Annotated in this window: 16 protein-coding genes; 3 read left to right on the forward strand and 13 right to left on the reverse strand. The window is 59.7% G+C overall.

Features of this window, described 5'->3' with window-relative positions; translation table 11 throughout:
• Positions 1 to 498 precede the first annotated feature (498 nt).
• Positions 499 to 1,476 carry a sulfurtransferase gene (locus BUA94_RS06095; protein WP_073010089.1) on the reverse strand — a complete coding sequence of 326 codons (978 nt, stop codon included), beginning with the start codon at positions 1,474 to 1,476 and terminating at the stop codon, positions 499 to 501.
• 220 nt (positions 1,477 to 1,696) lie between these two features.
• On the opposite strand from BUA94_RS06095, the gene BUA94_RS06100 reads away from it, so the two are divergent.
• From BUA94_RS06100 to BUA94_RS06110, 3 genes are all read left to right on the forward strand, one after another.
• A complete protein-coding gene (locus tag BUA94_RS06100) occupies positions 1,697 to 2,179 on the forward strand; it encodes an Lrp/AsnC family transcriptional regulator (protein WP_208980017.1) in 483 nt (160 codons plus the stop codon).
• 266 nt (positions 2,180 to 2,445) lie between these two features.
• A complete protein-coding gene (locus BUA94_RS06105) occupies positions 2,446 to 2,949 on the forward strand; it encodes a hypothetical protein (RefSeq protein ID WP_139251021.1) in 504 nt (167 codons plus the stop codon).
• Between the two features lie 172 nt (positions 2,950 to 3,121).
• On the forward strand, positions 3,122 to 3,613 hold the full coding sequence (locus BUA94_RS06110; RefSeq protein ID WP_073011074.1) for a DUF302 domain-containing protein: 492 nt from the start codon (positions 3,122 to 3,124) through the stop codon (positions 3,611 to 3,613).
• Positions 3,614 to 3,948: 335 nt separating this feature from the next.
• On the opposite strand, the gene BUA94_RS06115 is transcribed toward BUA94_RS06110, so the two are convergent.
• The 12 genes from BUA94_RS06115 to BUA94_RS06170 form a co-directional block, all read right to left on the reverse strand.
• Positions 3,949 to 4,470, reverse strand: coding sequence for a hypothetical protein (locus BUA94_RS06115; protein ID WP_073010099.1), 522 nt, complete (start codon positions 4,468 to 4,470; stop codon positions 3,949 to 3,951).
• A gap of 192 nt (positions 4,471 to 4,662) precedes the next feature.
• Positions 4,663 to 5,544: an NAD(P)-dependent oxidoreductase gene (locus BUA94_RS06120; RefSeq protein WP_073010102.1), complete on the reverse strand. Its 882-nt coding sequence runs from the start codon at positions 5,542 to 5,544 to the stop codon at positions 4,663 to 4,665.
• A gap of 157 nt (positions 5,545 to 5,701) precedes the next feature.
• Complete coding sequence (locus tag BUA94_RS06125; RefSeq protein WP_073010105.1) at positions 5,702 to 6,532, reverse strand: ABC transporter permease; 831 nt, start codon at positions 6,530 to 6,532, stop codon at positions 5,702 to 5,704.
• Entirely contained in the window at positions 6,529 to 7,242 is a 714-nt protein-coding gene (locus tag BUA94_RS06130; RefSeq protein ID WP_073010108.1) for an ABC transporter permease, read from the reverse strand. Before BUA94_RS06130 ends, BUA94_RS06125 begins: the two co-directional genes overlap by 4 nt.
• A gap of 103 nt (positions 7,243 to 7,345) precedes the next feature.
• Positions 7,346 to 8,122 carry an ABC transporter substrate-binding protein gene (locus BUA94_RS06135; RefSeq protein WP_073011077.1) on the reverse strand — a complete coding sequence of 259 codons (777 nt, stop codon included), beginning with the start codon at positions 8,120 to 8,122 and terminating at the stop codon, positions 7,346 to 7,348.
• 243 nt (positions 8,123 to 8,365) lie between these two features.
• Positions 8,366 to 9,184 carry a substrate-binding periplasmic protein gene (locus BUA94_RS06140; RefSeq protein ID WP_073010111.1) on the reverse strand — a complete coding sequence of 273 codons (819 nt, stop codon included), beginning with the start codon at positions 9,182 to 9,184 and terminating at the stop codon, positions 8,366 to 8,368.
• A gap of 63 nt (positions 9,185 to 9,247) precedes the next feature.
• Complete coding sequence (locus BUA94_RS06145) at positions 9,248 to 9,757, reverse strand: hypothetical protein (RefSeq protein WP_073010114.1); 510 nt, start codon at positions 9,755 to 9,757, stop codon at positions 9,248 to 9,250.
• Positions 9,758 to 9,954: 197 nt separating this feature from the next.
• Positions 9,955 to 10,473 carry a molybdopterin-guanine dinucleotide biosynthesis protein B gene (gene mobB / locus BUA94_RS06150; protein WP_073010116.1) on the reverse strand — a complete coding sequence of 173 codons (519 nt, stop codon included), beginning with the start codon at positions 10,471 to 10,473 and terminating at the stop codon, positions 9,955 to 9,957.
• Positions 10,470 to 11,132 (reverse strand): molybdenum cofactor guanylyltransferase MobA, encoded by a 663-nt coding sequence (mobA, locus tag BUA94_RS06155; RefSeq protein ID WP_073010120.1) that lies wholly within the window; start codon positions 11,130 to 11,132, stop codon positions 10,470 to 10,472. The genes mobB and mobA overlap by 4 nt, the downstream gene beginning before the upstream one ends.
• Before the next feature lie 207 nt (positions 11,133 to 11,339).
• Positions 11,340 to 11,933, reverse strand: coding sequence for a GNAT family N-acetyltransferase (locus tag BUA94_RS06160; protein WP_073010123.1), 594 nt, complete (start codon positions 11,931 to 11,933; stop codon positions 11,340 to 11,342).
• 35 nt (positions 11,934 to 11,968) lie between these two features.
• Positions 11,969 to 12,646 (reverse strand): SDR family oxidoreductase, encoded by a 678-nt coding sequence (locus BUA94_RS06165; protein WP_073010126.1) that lies wholly within the window; start codon positions 12,644 to 12,646, stop codon positions 11,969 to 11,971.
• Positions 12,647 to 12,723: 77 nt separating this feature from the next.
• Positions 12,724 to 14,703: a bifunctional 2',3'-cyclic-nucleotide 2'-phosphodiesterase/3'-nucleotidase gene (locus tag BUA94_RS06170; protein WP_073010129.1), complete on the reverse strand. Its 1,980-nt coding sequence runs from the start codon at positions 14,701 to 14,703 to the stop codon at positions 12,724 to 12,726.
• Between the last annotated feature and the right edge of the window lie 14 nt (positions 14,704 to 14,717).

Raw genomic sequence — 14,717 nt, forward strand, 5'->3', positions numbered from 1 at the left:
AGCCGTGAGGATGTGCTGAGTTCCGATAGGCAGCATGCCGTGAGCGTTGGAGTGGTCGCAAGCATCTGCGGCAAGCTCCACCTCTCCCTTGAGGGAGAGGTCGGACCGGAAGGTCCGGGTGAGGGAGCTTGCAGAGCGCTCGGTCCCTCACCCCAACCCTCTCCCTGAGGGAGAGGGAGCAGGCTATGCCTGTCGATTGGTCTCGCACGTATTCTCCGGTGCAACAGTGCCTGGCAGGAAAATGCCCTTGAGATCTCGCAAAGCACAAATGAAAAAGCCCACCGCGAAGGGTGGGCTCAAAGTGCAGACAAAGCTGCCACCTCTCCATCGTCATCCTCGGCCTTGAGCCGAGGACCTAAACAAGTCAATGGCTTGCAGATGGTTGGGTCAAGCCCGACCATGACGAACAGGGAGAAGGCCCCCTTTGTCATCAACCTCAGCCCACCGCGAAGGGTGGGCTTTGGTCCGTCTCTGTAGAGCAGTCATGCTGCCCGGAGATCACTTTGCCTTTGCAGGCTCTGCCGGGGCGACGGTGGCTTCGATCGGCAGGGACTTGTCCTGCGACCAGCCAACCATGCTTGCATCATAGAGCGTGACATTGTCGCGGCCGAGGACCTGGGTCAGGATGAACCAGTTGGCGGCTGCCCAATGGCCGGTGTTGCAGTAGGAAACGATCTTGCCGTTGGAGCCCTGCACGGAAGCGGGCAGCAGGCGGGCAAGTTCGCTCTTCGACTTCAGGCGGTTGGTCTTGCGGTCATAGAACTGATCCTGATCCAGATTGACTGCACCTGGAATATGGCCGAAGCGGGTGGCATCGCTGTGCTTCTGTGCTCCGGCGAACTGGTTGGCCGGACGGCCGTCCAGAAGCAGGGTGCCGGTGCCGAGCAATTCAGCAACTTCATTGGTGGAGACCAGCAGCGCTTCATCCGGTTCGGCCACGAAGAGATCGCCTATCGGGGTCACGTCGCCAGTCTGCAGCGGGCGGTTTTCCTCAGCCCAGGCCGCAAAGCCGCCATCCAGGATGGCAACAGCGTCATGGCCGAGATACTTCAGCGTCCAGTAGACACGGGCTGCTGCGCTGAAATCGGAGCTGTTGAAGCCGCCCGGTACGATGACCAGCGCCTTGTCTTCCGACAGGCCGACTTCGGACAGAACAGCTTCAAGCTTTTCGACTGCGGGCAGCATGCCGGTCACGCCATCGCGGTCCGTGCGCCAATAGCCCGGATATTCGGACCAGACCGCACCAGGGATGTGGCCCTTCAGATAGTCTTCCTTGCCGGACTTGGACATCTTGGAGCGAATGTCGAGGATCACGACATCGCTTGCGCCAGTGTGACCGGCCAGCCAGTCCGTGGAGACGAGCGGCGTGACAGCAGGGGCTGCCAGGGCGGCGGTTGCCGTCAGCGCGATGGAAAAGGCCGCGCCTGCGGCGGCCCGCAGAGAGCTTTGGGCGAAGCGGATCAGATGTCCGGTCATGGATGGTCTCCAGAACTGCGTGCTGGGAAAATTTATTCCCTTTGAGCGAAGGAATTGACATTGAATGCCGGAGGCGGCAAGGGATATCGGCAGGGTCGGTAGAAGAAAAATCTAGTTTTTTGCATGTTTGGAATGATGTGAAAAACCGTTTCAGTCCTGTACCCTTTCAAGAGAAATCGAATCCATCGGGCATCGTCCCAAATCAGGTCTGAAACACATGATTGACCGCATTGACCGCCGCATCCTGTCCATCCTGCAAGAGGACTGCACGGTGCCTGTCGCCGAGATCGGCCGCCGGGTTGGCCTGTCGACCACGCCCTGCTGGCGCCGTATCCAGAAGATGGAAGAGGACGGGGTGATCACGGGCCGTGTGGCCTTGCTCGATCCGGCCAAGGTCAATGCCAAGGTCACGGCCTTCGTGGCCATCACCACCAATCAGCATACGGAAGACTGGCTGAAGAAATTCGCCGATGTGATCCGCGACTTTCCGGAAGTGGTGGAGTTCTACCGCATGGCCGGTCAGGTGGACTATCTCTTGCGCGTCACCGTGCCGGATATTGGCGCCTATGATGCCTTCTACAAGCGCCTGATCGCGAAGATCGACATCACCGATGTATCGACCACTTTCGCCATGGAGCAGATCAAATACACCACCGAGCTGCCCCTGAGCTATGTGGTGCCGGAAAAGCCGAAGGCGGACTGAACGTCTTTCCGCACTTCCAGAAAAGCTTTCCTGTGCTGGCCAGCATAATGCCGCCAGGGATGAACCTTCTGCTTCGCCGCAAGGACCTAGTGTTGACGGGCCCGCATCAGGCAGGCTCGTGCACCCTGGATCTTGCGGTGAGGTGAGCCATGACGACAACCATTGATGGGATCGCTTATCCCAATACACTGGTCGAAATCAGCCGGAACAAGACATTCTGCTATGAATTCCTGCTGTCCTTCAAGGGCAAGAAGGAAATCTACAACATGCTTCGCTTTGTGTTGTTTCCAGAAAAACCGACGGACATCTATTTTTATTATCTGTCAAAGAGCGCAAAGTATAAGTTCAAGTTGCCCACCCCGATCATGAAGGCCGTCGAAACATACGCGCCAACCAAGGATTTCGGCTCCTCTGGCTGGGCGGATGTCGTTTCGCAAATCCATCGCCATGCGCGTGCGCAAGTGCAGCAGAAGAAGGTGATTGAGGAGTTTTTCAGCAGCAGGGCCTTCCAGAAGATGCATCAGAAGGAGACGAAGGCCGAGGATCAGAAGCTCGTGAAGAAGTTCGGCAATCCGACGATGGTTGCTGTCCGTGCCGGGATCAAATACGCGCCCGAGGTGGATGAAATCATCATCCTGTTGGTCAAGAAGCAAAAAAACGAAGCGGTGGCCAAGGCGAAGGTTTTGCTGCGCAAGCAGGGCGTGAAGGCCAAGCCGGAAGACCTGATCAAGGCCTTTCAATCCGGCAAGAGTCTGAAAGAGCTCGCCTAGCTGGAAGACGATCAGGCTGCCGAACCGTAACAGGGCATATGGCAGGATCCACTGCCGTATCCCCTTGATGGGTCTCATCTTCCGCTGCGCGCTGGACCCGGTGCGCTGCTCCCGGCATAGTGTCGGGAAAGACAACGGACGCGGCTTTCCCGTCCGTACGGGAGAAAACAGCATGATCAGACGTGGACTTCAGAGGCAAAGCGCCGCTGGTCTTTTCAGCCTCTGCCTTCTCGCTCTGGGCAGTCTTTCTGCTCAGGCGGATGAGCCCGTGACCTTCAAGGTCGAAGCCCCCTTTGACGATGTGCGGTTCGATCTTGAGAGCGCCATCATCAACCGGGGGCTTGTGGTCGATCACACGTCTCACGTTGGCGAAATGCTGGCCCGCACCAAGGACGATGTGGGCGGCACGAAGGATGTCTTCGGCAATGGCGACGTGATGCTGTTCTGTTCTGCTGCCTTGTCGCGCAAGGTGATGGAAGCCGATCCGCTCAACATCGGCTATTGCCCGTACTCGGTCTTTGTCTTTGACACGCCGGATGCGCCGGGCGAGGTGACCGTCGGCTACATGCCGCTGACCGAGCGCGGCAGCGACGCCTCCAGAGCGGCGATTGCAGAGGTCAACCTGCTTCTGGACGCGCTGGCGCGCGAAGCCGCCGGGCAGTAGGTTTCCGGCATGGAGATGACAAAAAGGCCCCGGAGGTTCCAGGGTCTGAGATCGATGACAAAGTAGCCAGGTTTGGTGGTCATCCCGGTTTGGTGCACAGCACCAAGACCGGGATCCAGTATCCCGTAGCGCAAAGACTTGAAAAAGGTAGCTACCTCAGGTGGTTACTGGATCCCTGCCTTCGCAGGGATGACATCCAGCTCTTCGCTATTTGACGCTTTCAAGCGTCATTGGGACTCTGTCAGCGATCTGAGGCCCCGGAGGTTCCAGGGCCTTTTGCTGTCTGCTTGCATTTGGCCCAGGCGGAGTGACCGCCCGCAGCCCAATCTGGTGGCTCAGGTGCCCTTGGTCAGGCGGACGCCTTCGCGTTTGCCTGCCTTGGCAAGAGTTTCGTCAGGATTGCCCGTCAGCCGGACGCCCTTGCGGCGGTCCTGCATCTCCGCTTCGGCTTCCTTTTTCTTGCCGGCGTACTTCTGATGGAGCTTCTTGAAGGTGTCGGAAGAATAGAACGCCTTGGTGATGTCGGTCTCGATCTTCTTGGCCACGGCTTCGCGAGCGTCCTTGTAGACATCGTTCCAGCCTCTGTTCTTCCAGTCGTCAAGGGTGGCGAGCGTGTCAGCCTGATCCCGGATCTTGGAAGAAATCGCGCTGAGCTTCTTCTTCGGCTTCCCGGAGAAATAGACCGGGAAGTCCTTCTTCGGATCCTGGTCTACGGTGTCGAGCAGGAACATGATGGTGTCCTTGTGCCCATTTGCGGCAGCAAAGGCGATATAGGCCTTGCAGGCGAGATCGTTCTTCTTGTCGATGATCTTCAGGACACTGGTCCTGTAGGTGACACCCTCAATCGTAATGGCCATTCTGCTCGGCTCCCGTCTTTCTGTCTCGGCTCGGTGTTCATCGTGGCCATGGCGGCAGCCATGGGCGGTGAGTGTCCGTATGTGCCGGGAACGGGAGCAAAGGTTCATTGAGGGGAGGGCAACAGCATGGGGACTGGCTGTTGCCGTCAGGCCCCGGCCTGAATAAGCCGGGACCTGACGCAGCTTTTGCGCTTATTTCTTGTCTGCGTTTTCCAGTCGGGCGATGAGGCTGGACGTGTCCCAGCGCTTGCCGCCCATGGCCTGCACTTCGGCGTAGAACTGATCGACCAGAGCAGTTACCGGCAGTCGCGCGCCAGTTTCATTGGCGGTCTGAAGGCAGATGCCGAGGTCCTTGCGCATCCAGTCGACGGCGAAACCGAAGTCGAACTTGCCATCCTTCATGGTCTCCCAGCGGTTTTCCATCTGCCAGCTCTGGGCTGCACCGCCCCGGATGGCGGAAATGACCTTGGCAACGTCCAGGTCGGCCTTCTTGGCAAAATGAACTGCTTCGGACAGGCCTTGAACCAGTCCGGCGATGCAGATCTGGTTGCACATCTTGGTCAGCTGGCCTGCGCCGGCCTCGCCCATCAGGCCGGAGAACTTGGCGAAACAGTCGATGACCGGCTTGGCCTTGTCGAAGATGTCCTGATCGCCGCCGCACATGACGGTGAGGACGCCGTTTTCAGCACCGGCCTGTCCGCCGGAAACGGGAGCATCGATGAAGCCGCAGCCCTTGTCCTTCGCGGCTGCATAAAGCTCGCGGGCAACCTCTGCCGATGCGGTGGTGTTGTCGATGAAAATGGCGCCGGACTTCAGGCCGTGGAAGGCGCCGTCCGGACCCGTGGTCACCGAACGCAGATCATTGTCGTTACCCACGCAACAGAATACGAAATCCGCGCCTTCGGCCGCTTCCCGCGGGGTCTGTGCAAAGTTGCCACCGAACTCCGCCGCCCATTTTTCTGCCTTTGCGGTGGTCCGGTTGTAAACGGTCACATCGTGTCCGCCCCGGGTCTTCAGATGGCCTGCCATCGGGTAGCCCATGACGCCCAGTCCGATGAATGCAACCTTAGCCATAACGTCTCGTCCTCCACTTGTGTGGCCAGCCGGATCGAGGCGGGCTGGCCGTATCTCTTTGAGGGTTTTAGCCTATCCGGGCAGGTCTGTCAGGGACGGTTCGGCAGGTTTCGGTACCCTTCTGCGGGAGAAACCTGCCGGTGCCGGTTGCCGAGCCCTAGCGCGCTAGATGCCGTGTCAGGCGCCTTTCCAGCATGTCCCAGACGCGCCGCAGGACCTCGACCAGGAAGAGGTAGAAGACGGCGGCCCAGATATAGGCCTGGAAGTCATAGGAGCGGGAATAGGCCCGGCGTGTCTCACCCATCAGGTCGAACACGGTTACGATGGAGGCGATGGCCGAGCCCTTGATCATCAGGATGATCTCGTTGCCATAGGGGCGCAGCGCAACCATCATCGCCTGGGGCAGGATCACCTTGAACAGGATCACCGGGCGCGACAGGCCAAGGGCCATGGCGCCTTCCCACTGGCCTTTCGGCACATTGGCGATGGCACCGCGCAGGATCTCCGCCTGATAGGCAGCCGTGTTCAGGGAAAAGGCCAGGATCACGCAGAACCAGGCTTCCCGGAAGAAAGGCCAGAGGCCGACAGAGGCCAGCTCCGGGCGGAAGGTGCCCGAGCCGTAGTAGATCAGGAAGGTCTGTGCGAGCAGCGGCGTGCCGCGGAAGAAATAGACATAGGCATAAGCGGGCCAGCGGAGCAGCGCAAAACGCGAATTCCGGGCCATCGCGATCGGCACGGACAGAAGCGCGCCGATGACCAGCGAAATGCCGACGATCTGAAGCGTCACGAGAAAGCCCGAGACGTATTTCTCGGCGTATTTCTCGAAGAACGGGCTGAAATAGGCCTCCGTCAGATACCAGAGCAGGAAGAAGCCGGCGATCGCCCACAAGGCCATGAGCACATGGCCGGTAATCCGCGCGCCGGTCCAGGAGCGGGCAGGGGCTGCAGGCGGGCGGCGCGCCTCGATGAAGCCGGTGGTCATGGTCATCTTGAGGCCTCCCCGCGCTTGCTCCAGCGCTCGATACGGGCAAGGCCGAAGGAGGAAATCACCGCCAGGACCAGGTAGATGCCGCAAGCGATGCTGAAGAACAGGAAGGGTTCCTTGGTGACGCGGGCGGCGATGCCGGTCTGCCGGATGACATCCGCAAGGCCGATCACGGAGACCAGCGCGGTGTCTTTCAGAAGGATCAGCCAGAGATTGCCGAGGGCGGGCAGGGCGAGGCGGATGAGCTGCGGCACGATGATCAGCCGCATGGTCAGGCCCTTACTGATGCCGAGGGCATAACCGCCTTCATACTGGCCCTTCGAAATGCCCCGGAAAGCGGACAGGAAGGCTTCCGACGCATAGGAGGAAAACACCACCGCAAGGGCGGCCATGCCGGCAACAAACGAGTTGATCTCGATGGTGAAGTTGAGATCAAGCAGCTTGGCCAGCTCCTGAACGCCGATCTGGATGCCGAAATAGACCAGAAACAGGGTCAGCAGCTCGGGCAGGCCCCGGAAGATGGTGGTGAAGATGTTTGCCGCCGCCTTCAGGGACGGTTCGTCCGACAATTTGGCCAGCGCAATGAGGAAGCCGAGGGTCAGGCCGAAGGGCAGGGTGGCAAGGGCGAGGGTTACCGTGACGACCACGCCCATGGCGATCTGATCGCCCCAGCCTGCGTCACCGAAAGAGAGCAGTGTCAAAGCCTCAGTCATGATCGAGGTTGGCTTCCTCACTCGTGCTGAAAAAAGGACCTGAAAACAAACGAAGCGCGGCGCATGAAAGGGCCGCGCTTCAAGTGTTCACGATGAGAAAGTCTTAGTCGCCGTAGACGTCAAAGTCAAAGTAGGCGTCATTGATTTCCTTGTATTTGCCATTGGCACGGATGTTCGCAATTGCCTTGTTGAACATCTCTTTCAGGTCCTGGTCTTCCTTGCGGATGGCAATGCCTGCACCTTCACCGTTGATGACCGGATCCGGCTTCAGGGTGCCGAGGATCTTGCAGCAGGCGCCAGCGTCGGACTTGACCCATTCGTCGAGCACGACCACGTCGTCGATGGCGGCATCGATACGGCCGTTTTCAAGGTCGAGCTTGTACTCGTCCGGGGTCGGGTAGAGCTTCAGGGCTGCGGAGGGCAGCTTGGCTTCGGCATAGTTAGAGTGGGTGGTGGAGGCCTGGGCGCCAAGCACTGCACCAGCCAGATCCGCGTCGGTCACGCCGGCAAGGGCGCTGTCCTTCGGCACGGCAATCGCCGGCGGGGTGTTGTAGTACTTGTTGGTGAAATCGACCTTCAGCTTGCGCTCTTCGGTGATCGACATGGAGGCGATGATGGCGTCGTACTTGCCGGCTTCAAGGGCGGTGATGATGCCTTCCCAATCCTGCGCGATGAACTCGCACTCGACCTTCATGTCTTCGCACAGCGCCTTGGCGATGTCGACGTCGAAGCCGCTGAGCTGGCCGTCAGAGCTCAGAACGTTGAACGGAGGATATGCGCCTTCCGTTCCGATGCGGACCTTCGTCCATTCCTTGGCTTCGGCGCCGCCGGCGGCTGCCAGAACCATTGCAGCAGCGGCTGCCAAACGCATGATACGCATGAGATGTTCCCCTATCTTCTGTTTTGCGGCGGGCTGGCTGTTCAGCGCCATTACCCGCTCGAAGATTCTATTCCATACTTTTCTGCATGAATTTCAACCGTGCCTAACAAAAAAACAGCGTTGTTTCGCATGCGTCAACAAGGACCTTACGTAACCTTGTTTGCGCCGTCGTTCGAACTGGCTCCGGGAACCGGGTACTTGCGAAATTCCGCAAGCACCTTTGTGGTTGAAATCTTTACAGATTCAACCTGCATCAAGTGTGAACCTGAAAAACTGCTTCCGGATTTTCTCGTAGGTGCCGTCGCCCTTGATCAGCGTCAGGGCGGCGTTGATCATATCGAGAAGTTCCGTGTCCTCGTGGCGCACGGCAATTCCCGCGCCCGGACTGAGGTCCGGCATCGCGCGAAAATGGCCGTTCGTCTTGCAGCAGTTGCCTGCATCCGTATCGACCCATTCATAGCCTGAGGCGGCATCCATGAGGGCCATCTCGATCTCCCGGTTCTTCACCGCGTCCTTGAGGCTGTCCAGATCATAGAAAGTCTTGAGGTCGGCCTCCCGGAAGTATTTCTGCGCATAGGCCATCTCGTCCGAGTCGGTGACAACGCCGACTTTCATGCCTGCCGTGTCCTTCGAGCCTTTGATGTCGATGCCACTTTCCTTGCGGATCAGGATGGCGTGGGGCAGGTAGTAGTATGGTTTTGAAAAGGCGAAGAACTGTTTGCGCCGCTCGGTGATCGTCATCGAGTTGATCAGCACATCGACTTGCGGTTCGCGCTTGTAGCTGTTGGTGGAGCTGTCACGGATGCCGGTCAGGGCAACGGGGGCCGCGTCGTAGGTGACAGTATAATACTGGCAGGTCACGCCCATCTTGCTGCAAAGCGCTTCGGCCAGCTTGAAATCGAAGCCATCCAGCTTGCCCTTGGAATCGATGAAGGAAAAGGGAGGAAAGTTTTCCTCAAATCCAATACGAACTGTCTTCCATGTCTTCGCACTGGCGGAGAAGGGAAGAAAAAGAAAGGTGAAACTCAGAACAGTTGCACTCAAGAGGCGAATAAAGGTCATCAGAATGTCCGGATCATTAAAAACATCCGGGCACTATAGTAAGCCTCGCGGCCGGAGGGAACTCTAACTTTGTGTGAGATCTACCGGAGTGATCCAGTTCAGCCATGGTTGCGTGCCGGTCCCTGCGTCTGATTCCTCGGCCTGTTCCGCGCTTGCATTGCCCGGGGCCGTCGCGTTCCTGGCTGCGAACTCTTCTTCCCGAAGCTTCAGGGTCATGACGTCGGTGAGTGTGCGTTCGGACAGGAGGGACAGGGAGTTCTTGGCCTTGTCCAGATCCTCGGCGCTGTAGCTCTTGAGCATTGGCTGCTTGATCTGCTTGGCGATCCGTTCCTCGTGCAGCAGCCGTTCCTCCGGCGGCAGATTGGCAAGGCCGCTTTCCGACAGCTTGTGATCGTTGAGATACTTGTCCCGGATCCGCTCTTCCATCGGCAACTCGGTCCAGGACCGGTAGCGGTCTTCAAGGGTCTGCTTGAAGGCTTCCATATCGAACATGGCGCCATGCTTGCGGGGCTGCACTGTTGAGGACGCGCTGGCTGCCGTCTCGTTTTGTCCACTCGTGGTGATCGTGCTCATCTCTACATCCGCTGGTGCGAAGGAAGGGAAGGGGTTCGATCCTCCGGAAACAGCAAGACATATGCCGAAACATGATCTGCGGTCACTTCAATGGCTTGCAGATCAGATATCTGGACCAGACCCAAGAGCCTGCGGGATTTGCCGGGCAGATTGTGCCTCATGGAAAGACCTGCCCTTAGGGGTGGGGAGAGGGGCGGTCAGGGATAGGGCGGCAGGTCGAGAGTTGCTGCGATAAAGTCCGCAATGGCCGGAATGTCATCGATCCGGAAGGAGGGGAGACGGTCGTCGCTGATGTCGTGATCGGCTGCAATGGCGAGGATAGCCGGGTCGGTATCGCTGAGCGGCCCGCGCTCCCTTGCTTCAAGGCGCCGAACTTCAAGCTTGGGATGTCCCTCCCGCTTGTAGCCTTCGATCAGGACGAGATCGCAAGGGGCAAGACGGGTGAGCACGTCCTCAAGGGACGGCTCTTCTTCGTTGCGCAGCTCATGCATGAGGGCCCAGCGGGTACCCGAGACGATCGCAACTTCTCCCGCACCGGCTTCGCGGTGGCGGAAACTGTCAGTGCCTTCGTGATCGATGTCGAAGGCATGGTGAGCATGCTTGATCGTGGAGACGCGCAGACCCCGGCGGGTGAACTCGCTCACCAGCCGGGTGAGAAGCGTGGTCTTGCCGGAGTTCTTCCAGCCGGTGACGCCAAAGACTTTTACACCGTTCATGCGGTGGCCTGGCTGAGGGCCTGCCGGGCGGTCTCAAGATCCTCGGGCCGGTTGGCGTTGAAGAAGGGATCCAGTCCAGTCAGGGGATCGGGGCCAAAGTCTATCTCGATGCTATCATGCCGGTCGACCCAGGCCAGGACCTTGCCGTTCTGACCGCTGGCCAGCCAGAAGGCCAGATCATCGGCCAGTTCCACCGGCCACAGGCCGAAGACAGGATGCAGGCGGTCACTGGATGTGGCCAGGGCAATCACCGGCTTGTCCCGGGGCACTGCTGCCTTCATCCGGGCAATCAGGTCTCTTGGAAAAAAGGGTGTGTCCGCTGCGACTGAGACGATGGAGCGCACCTGCGGGAAGAATTGCCGGGCATGGAGCATGCCGGTGAGAATGCCGGCAAGAGGACCGCCGAACCCTGCGATACTGTCTGGAATGATCGGTAGGCCGAAGCCGGAAAACCGCTCCGGATTGCCATTGGCGTTCAGGATTGTGCGGGCGCTCTGGCCCTCGAGGCGTTCCAGAATATGAGAAAGCATCGGTTTGCCACCGAGCGGCAGCAGGGTCTTGTCGCCGCCGCCCATGCGCCTTGATTGCCCGCCTGCGAGGATCAGGGTCAGAAGCTCGTCTTCTCCGTCTGAGGGAGGTCGCTGCGCGCCACGGATCATGAAAGCCTCCCGTGCCGGAGGGGTGTCTCGCCAAGAGGGGAGAGAGGCAGTCGTCTGCTTGGTGGTTCGTCGCAGTTTGAGGGCGAGCAACTGTCAGGCAATGCCGACTCCCTGAAAGATCCTTTCCAAAAAAGGTAGGCGTCGCAGTGTCCTAACGCAAGTGCGAAGGGGCGGGTTGCGCCCGCCCTGTCGCGTTTGCCCGCAGTTTCAGCGCGGTTTTTCCATTTGCCAGGTCAGATGATTGCGCACCGTCAGCCATTCGCTAGCAATGATGGAATAGACGCAGGTGTCCCGAAGGGAGCCATCGGGAAGCTGCTGGTGGGAGCGCAGGATGCCATCCAGCTTTGCGCCCAGCCGTTCGATCGCGGCCCGGCTCTGGCGGTTCATGAAATGGGTGCGGAACTCCACGGCAATGCAGCCCAGTGTCTCGAAGGCATGGCGCAGCAACATAAGCTTGCATTCGGTGTTGAGGCCGGTGCGCTGCACGGCAGGCCGGTACCAGGTTGAGCCGATCTCCACCCGCTTGTTGGCGGCGTCGATGTTCATATAGGTCGTCATGCCGACCGCCTTGCCGGTTTCCGAGGAAATAATGGTAAAGGCGAGCATGGACCCTGCTTCCTGAAGCTTGAGCCGGCGCTCGATTTCGGCGGGCACCTTTTCCGGTGCAGGGACCGCCGTGTACCACAGACGGTGAACCCCGCCCTCCGCCGCTGCTTCCGCCAGCTCTCCGGCATGTGCCTGTGTCAGGGGAACGAGGGTCGCAAGCTTGCCTTCCAGGGTAACGGGCTCGGGCCAGGGCATCAGATATCTCTCCGGAACTAAAGGACAGACAATTTCTAGAACGGCCTTTCCTCGCCCGTCCACTTGAAGAATGTGCCGGTGACAGAAATGGTTAGCTCGTCCGCGATTGCCAGAATGCCCTCTGCGACCCGTGCCGGATCATTGTCTGCTGCAGAGCCGCCCATGTCGGTCTTGACCCAGCCCGGATCGATAACCACGACCGGAATGCGGTCGGGTGTAAGATCGGTGGCGAGGCCTTGCATGACCTTGTTCAGGGCTGATTTGGAGGCCCTGTAGGCAATGCGGTCGGAGGCCCGATAGCCCATCCAGGACATCTGGCTCGAAACGCTGAGAATTCGGCCGGAGCCGGACGCCTTCAGTTTGGGCAGGAACGCCTGGGCGACGGCGAGCGGGGCAACCGTATTGACCTCAAGGGTTTTCAGGAAGCCGTCGAAATCCATATCGAGGGTGGATTGGCGGGAAGGGCCGATGATGCCTGCATTGTTGATCAGGATATCCAGACTGCCATCCACCTGCGCGGCGGCTGCGGCAATTGCGGCGCGGTCGGTCACGTCAAAGACGAGCGGGGTCAATCCCGGCAGGTCCTTGGCCATGATTTCCGCCTGATCTGCGGAACGGGCAGAGCCATAAACGGTCCATCCCCTGGCAAGGGCTGCTTTGGCAAGGGCAAAGCCGATGCCCCGGTTTGCGCCGGTGATCAGTATGGACGTCATCTGGATGGCTCCTGTTTGCACATAAAAACACCGCCGGAGAGGCCCCGGCGGTGCGAAACAATGGGGTGTGAACCTACTTAGAGCGTGATGCGGTAGCGGGCAAATCCGCCTTCGCCGTCACCAGCCGGTTCGATCTTCACACCCTTGACCGAAGAGGCATAGCCCTTGCCGCCAGGGCCCGTGTCGAACAGCACCGTGGTGCCTTCCATTGGCTTGAAGGTCCAGTTGTTGTCGGCGGACGGGTTCACCGTGCCCTGTTCGACGATGTAGCGGACGAGAACGTCCCGGTTGGTATCCGGGCCGACGAAGACGATCACGCTGTCGTTGATGCCGGGGAAGTTGCCGCCGCCGCCCGCGCGGTAGTTGTTGGTGGCAACCACGAACTTGGCGTTCGGATCGATCGGCTGGCCGTTGAACTTGAGGTCGATGATCCGGCTCGCGCTCTCATTCAGGACCTCGCCCTTGGGGCCGTATTTCGACGGCTGGCTCAGGTCGATCTGATAGGTCACCCCGTCGATGACGTCGAAATTGTAGCTCGGGAAATCCGGGTTGATCAGCGGCTGATCGGCCTTGCCCGGTTCGACCTGCAGGAACATGCCGGCAGACCGCTCCAGCCATTCCTTGACGGTTGCGCCGGTGATGGCGACCGCGCGGACGGTGTTCGGATAGAGATAGAGGTCCGAGACGTTCTTGATGGCAACGTCACCGGCCGGAACGTCGGTGTAATAGTCCGGGCCGCCGCGGCCGCCAGCCTTGAAGGGAGCCGCAGCCGACAGGATCGGCAGGCCTTCCCATTCGGTGCCCTTCATCATCTGCTCGATGTACCAGGTCTGGGCCTTGGAGACGATCTGGACGCTCGGGTCATCGGCCACCAGCGCAAAGTAGGAATAGAGCGGCGCGGAGGTCTTGCCGACCGGGCGGCGGACATAGGCAAGCGTCGCCTCGTGGTCTTCCTTCACCGCATCCAGAACGTCCTGCTGGCTTTCCACCAGCGGCTTCACGGTGCGGCCTTCCTTTTCATAGATCGGGCGCGCTTCGGTGGTGAAGCCGGCGATCTTCCAGCCATTGCCTTCCCGCTCCAGCATCAGGTCGATGACGCCGAGATGCGAGCCCCAGAAGCCGCCCATGGCTGCGGGCTTGCCGAAGAGCGTGCCCTTTTCGACGTCCACTTCCGGCACGTCCTTGAAGTCCGGGCCCGGGAAGACAAGGTGCTGGTGACCGGTGAAGACCGCATCGATGCCGTCGACTGCGGCAAGATGCAGGGAGGCGTTTTCCATGCCTTCCGCATAGGTGGAGCCATCAATGCCCGAGTGGGAGAGGGCTACAACAAGATCACAGCCCTGTTCGCGCATTTCCGGCACAAAGGCCTTGGCCGCGGCGACGATGTCGCGGGTGTTGACCTTGCCTTCCAGGTGGCCGCGGTCCCAGTTCATGATTTGCGGCGGCACGAAGCCGATGAAGCCGATCTTGATCGGATAGCTCTTGCCCGCACCGTCCTGGATCGTCTTTTCAACGATGACATAGGGTTTCAGGAACAGGCTGTCGTCCCGGGCATTGGCTGCCAGGTCGCCCTTGGCCAGGTTGGCGCAGACAACGGGGAAGTTAGCGCCAGCCAGCACCTTGCTCATGAACTCCAGGCCGTAATTGAACTCGTGGTTGCCCAGAGTGCCGGCGTCGAAGCCGAGCACGTTCATGCCCTTGATCACCGGATGCAGGTCGCCGTCCTTCATGCCGCGCTCATAGGCGATGTAGTCGCCGAGCGGATTGCCCTGAAGGAAGTCGCCGTTGTCGACCAGAACCGAGTTGGTCGCCTCGTTGCGGATGGCTCGGATCAGGCTGGCTGTTCGGGCAAGACCGGCGGTATCGATGGGCTTGTCGGCATAATAGTCATAGGGAAACACATGGACGTGCAGATCCGTGGTTTCCATCAGCCGCAAATGGGCGGTGCCTTCGGCGGCGCGCAGGGAGTAGGGGTGAAGGAAGGCGGCAAAGCCGGTTGCCGCTGCCCCTCTCAACAGAGTGCGGCGGCTAAGGGAAGTGCTTGAAAACAAAGACATGACGGCTACTCCGG

Source organism: Roseibium suaedae (genome assembly GCF_900142725.1).
Taxonomy (GTDB): Bacteria; Pseudomonadota; Alphaproteobacteria; order Rhizobiales; family Stappiaceae; genus Roseibium; species Roseibium suaedae.

Coding starts and splice junctions, on each gene's coding strand:
- BUA94_RS06095 (WP_073010089.1), bottom strand. CDS start 1,476: ATGACCGGACATCTGATCCGCTTCGCCCAAAGCTCTCTGCGGGCCGCC.
- BUA94_RS06105 (WP_139251021.1), top strand. CDS start 2,446: ATGCTTCGCTTTGTGTTGTTTCCAGAAAAACCGACGGACATCTATTTT.
- BUA94_RS06110 (WP_073011074.1), top strand. CDS start 3,122: ATGATCAGACGTGGACTTCAGAGGCAAAGCGCCGCTGGTCTTTTCAGC.
- BUA94_RS06115 (WP_073010099.1), bottom strand. CDS start 4,470: ATGGCCATTACGATTGAGGGTGTCACCTACAGGACCAGTGTCCTGAAG.
- BUA94_RS06120 (WP_073010102.1), bottom strand. CDS start 5,544: ATGGCTAAGGTTGCATTCATCGGACTGGGCGTCATGGGCTACCCGATG.
- BUA94_RS06125 (WP_073010105.1), bottom strand. CDS start 6,532: ATGACCATGACCACCGGCTTCATCGAGGCGCGCCGCCCGCCTGCAGCC.
- BUA94_RS06130 (WP_073010108.1), bottom strand. CDS start 7,242: ATGACTGAGGCTTTGACACTGCTCTCTTTCGGTGACGCAGGCTGGGGC.
- BUA94_RS06135 (WP_073011077.1), bottom strand. CDS start 8,122: ATGCGTATCATGCGTTTGGCAGCCGCTGCTGCAATGGTTCTGGCAGCC.
- BUA94_RS06140 (WP_073010111.1), bottom strand. CDS start 9,184: ATGACCTTTATTCGCCTCTTGAGTGCAACTGTTCTGAGTTTCACCTTT.
- BUA94_RS06145 (WP_073010114.1), bottom strand. CDS start 9,757: ATGAGCACGATCACCACGAGTGGACAAAACGAGACGGCAGCCAGCGCG.
- mobB (WP_073010116.1), bottom strand. CDS start 10,473: ATGAACGGTGTAAAAGTCTTTGGCGTCACCGGCTGGAAGAACTCCGGC.
- mobA (WP_073010120.1), bottom strand. CDS start 11,132: ATGATCCGTGGCGCGCAGCGACCTCCCTCAGACGGAGAAGACGAGCTT.
- BUA94_RS06160 (WP_073010123.1), bottom strand. CDS start 11,933: ATGCCCTGGCCCGAGCCCGTTACCCTGGAAGGCAAGCTTGCGACCCTC.
- BUA94_RS06165 (WP_073010126.1), bottom strand. CDS start 12,646: ATGACGTCCATACTGATCACCGGCGCAAACCGGGGCATCGGCTTTGCC.
- BUA94_RS06170 (WP_073010129.1), bottom strand. CDS start 14,703: ATGTCTTTGTTTTCAAGCACTTCCCTTAGCCGCCGCACTCTGTTGAGA.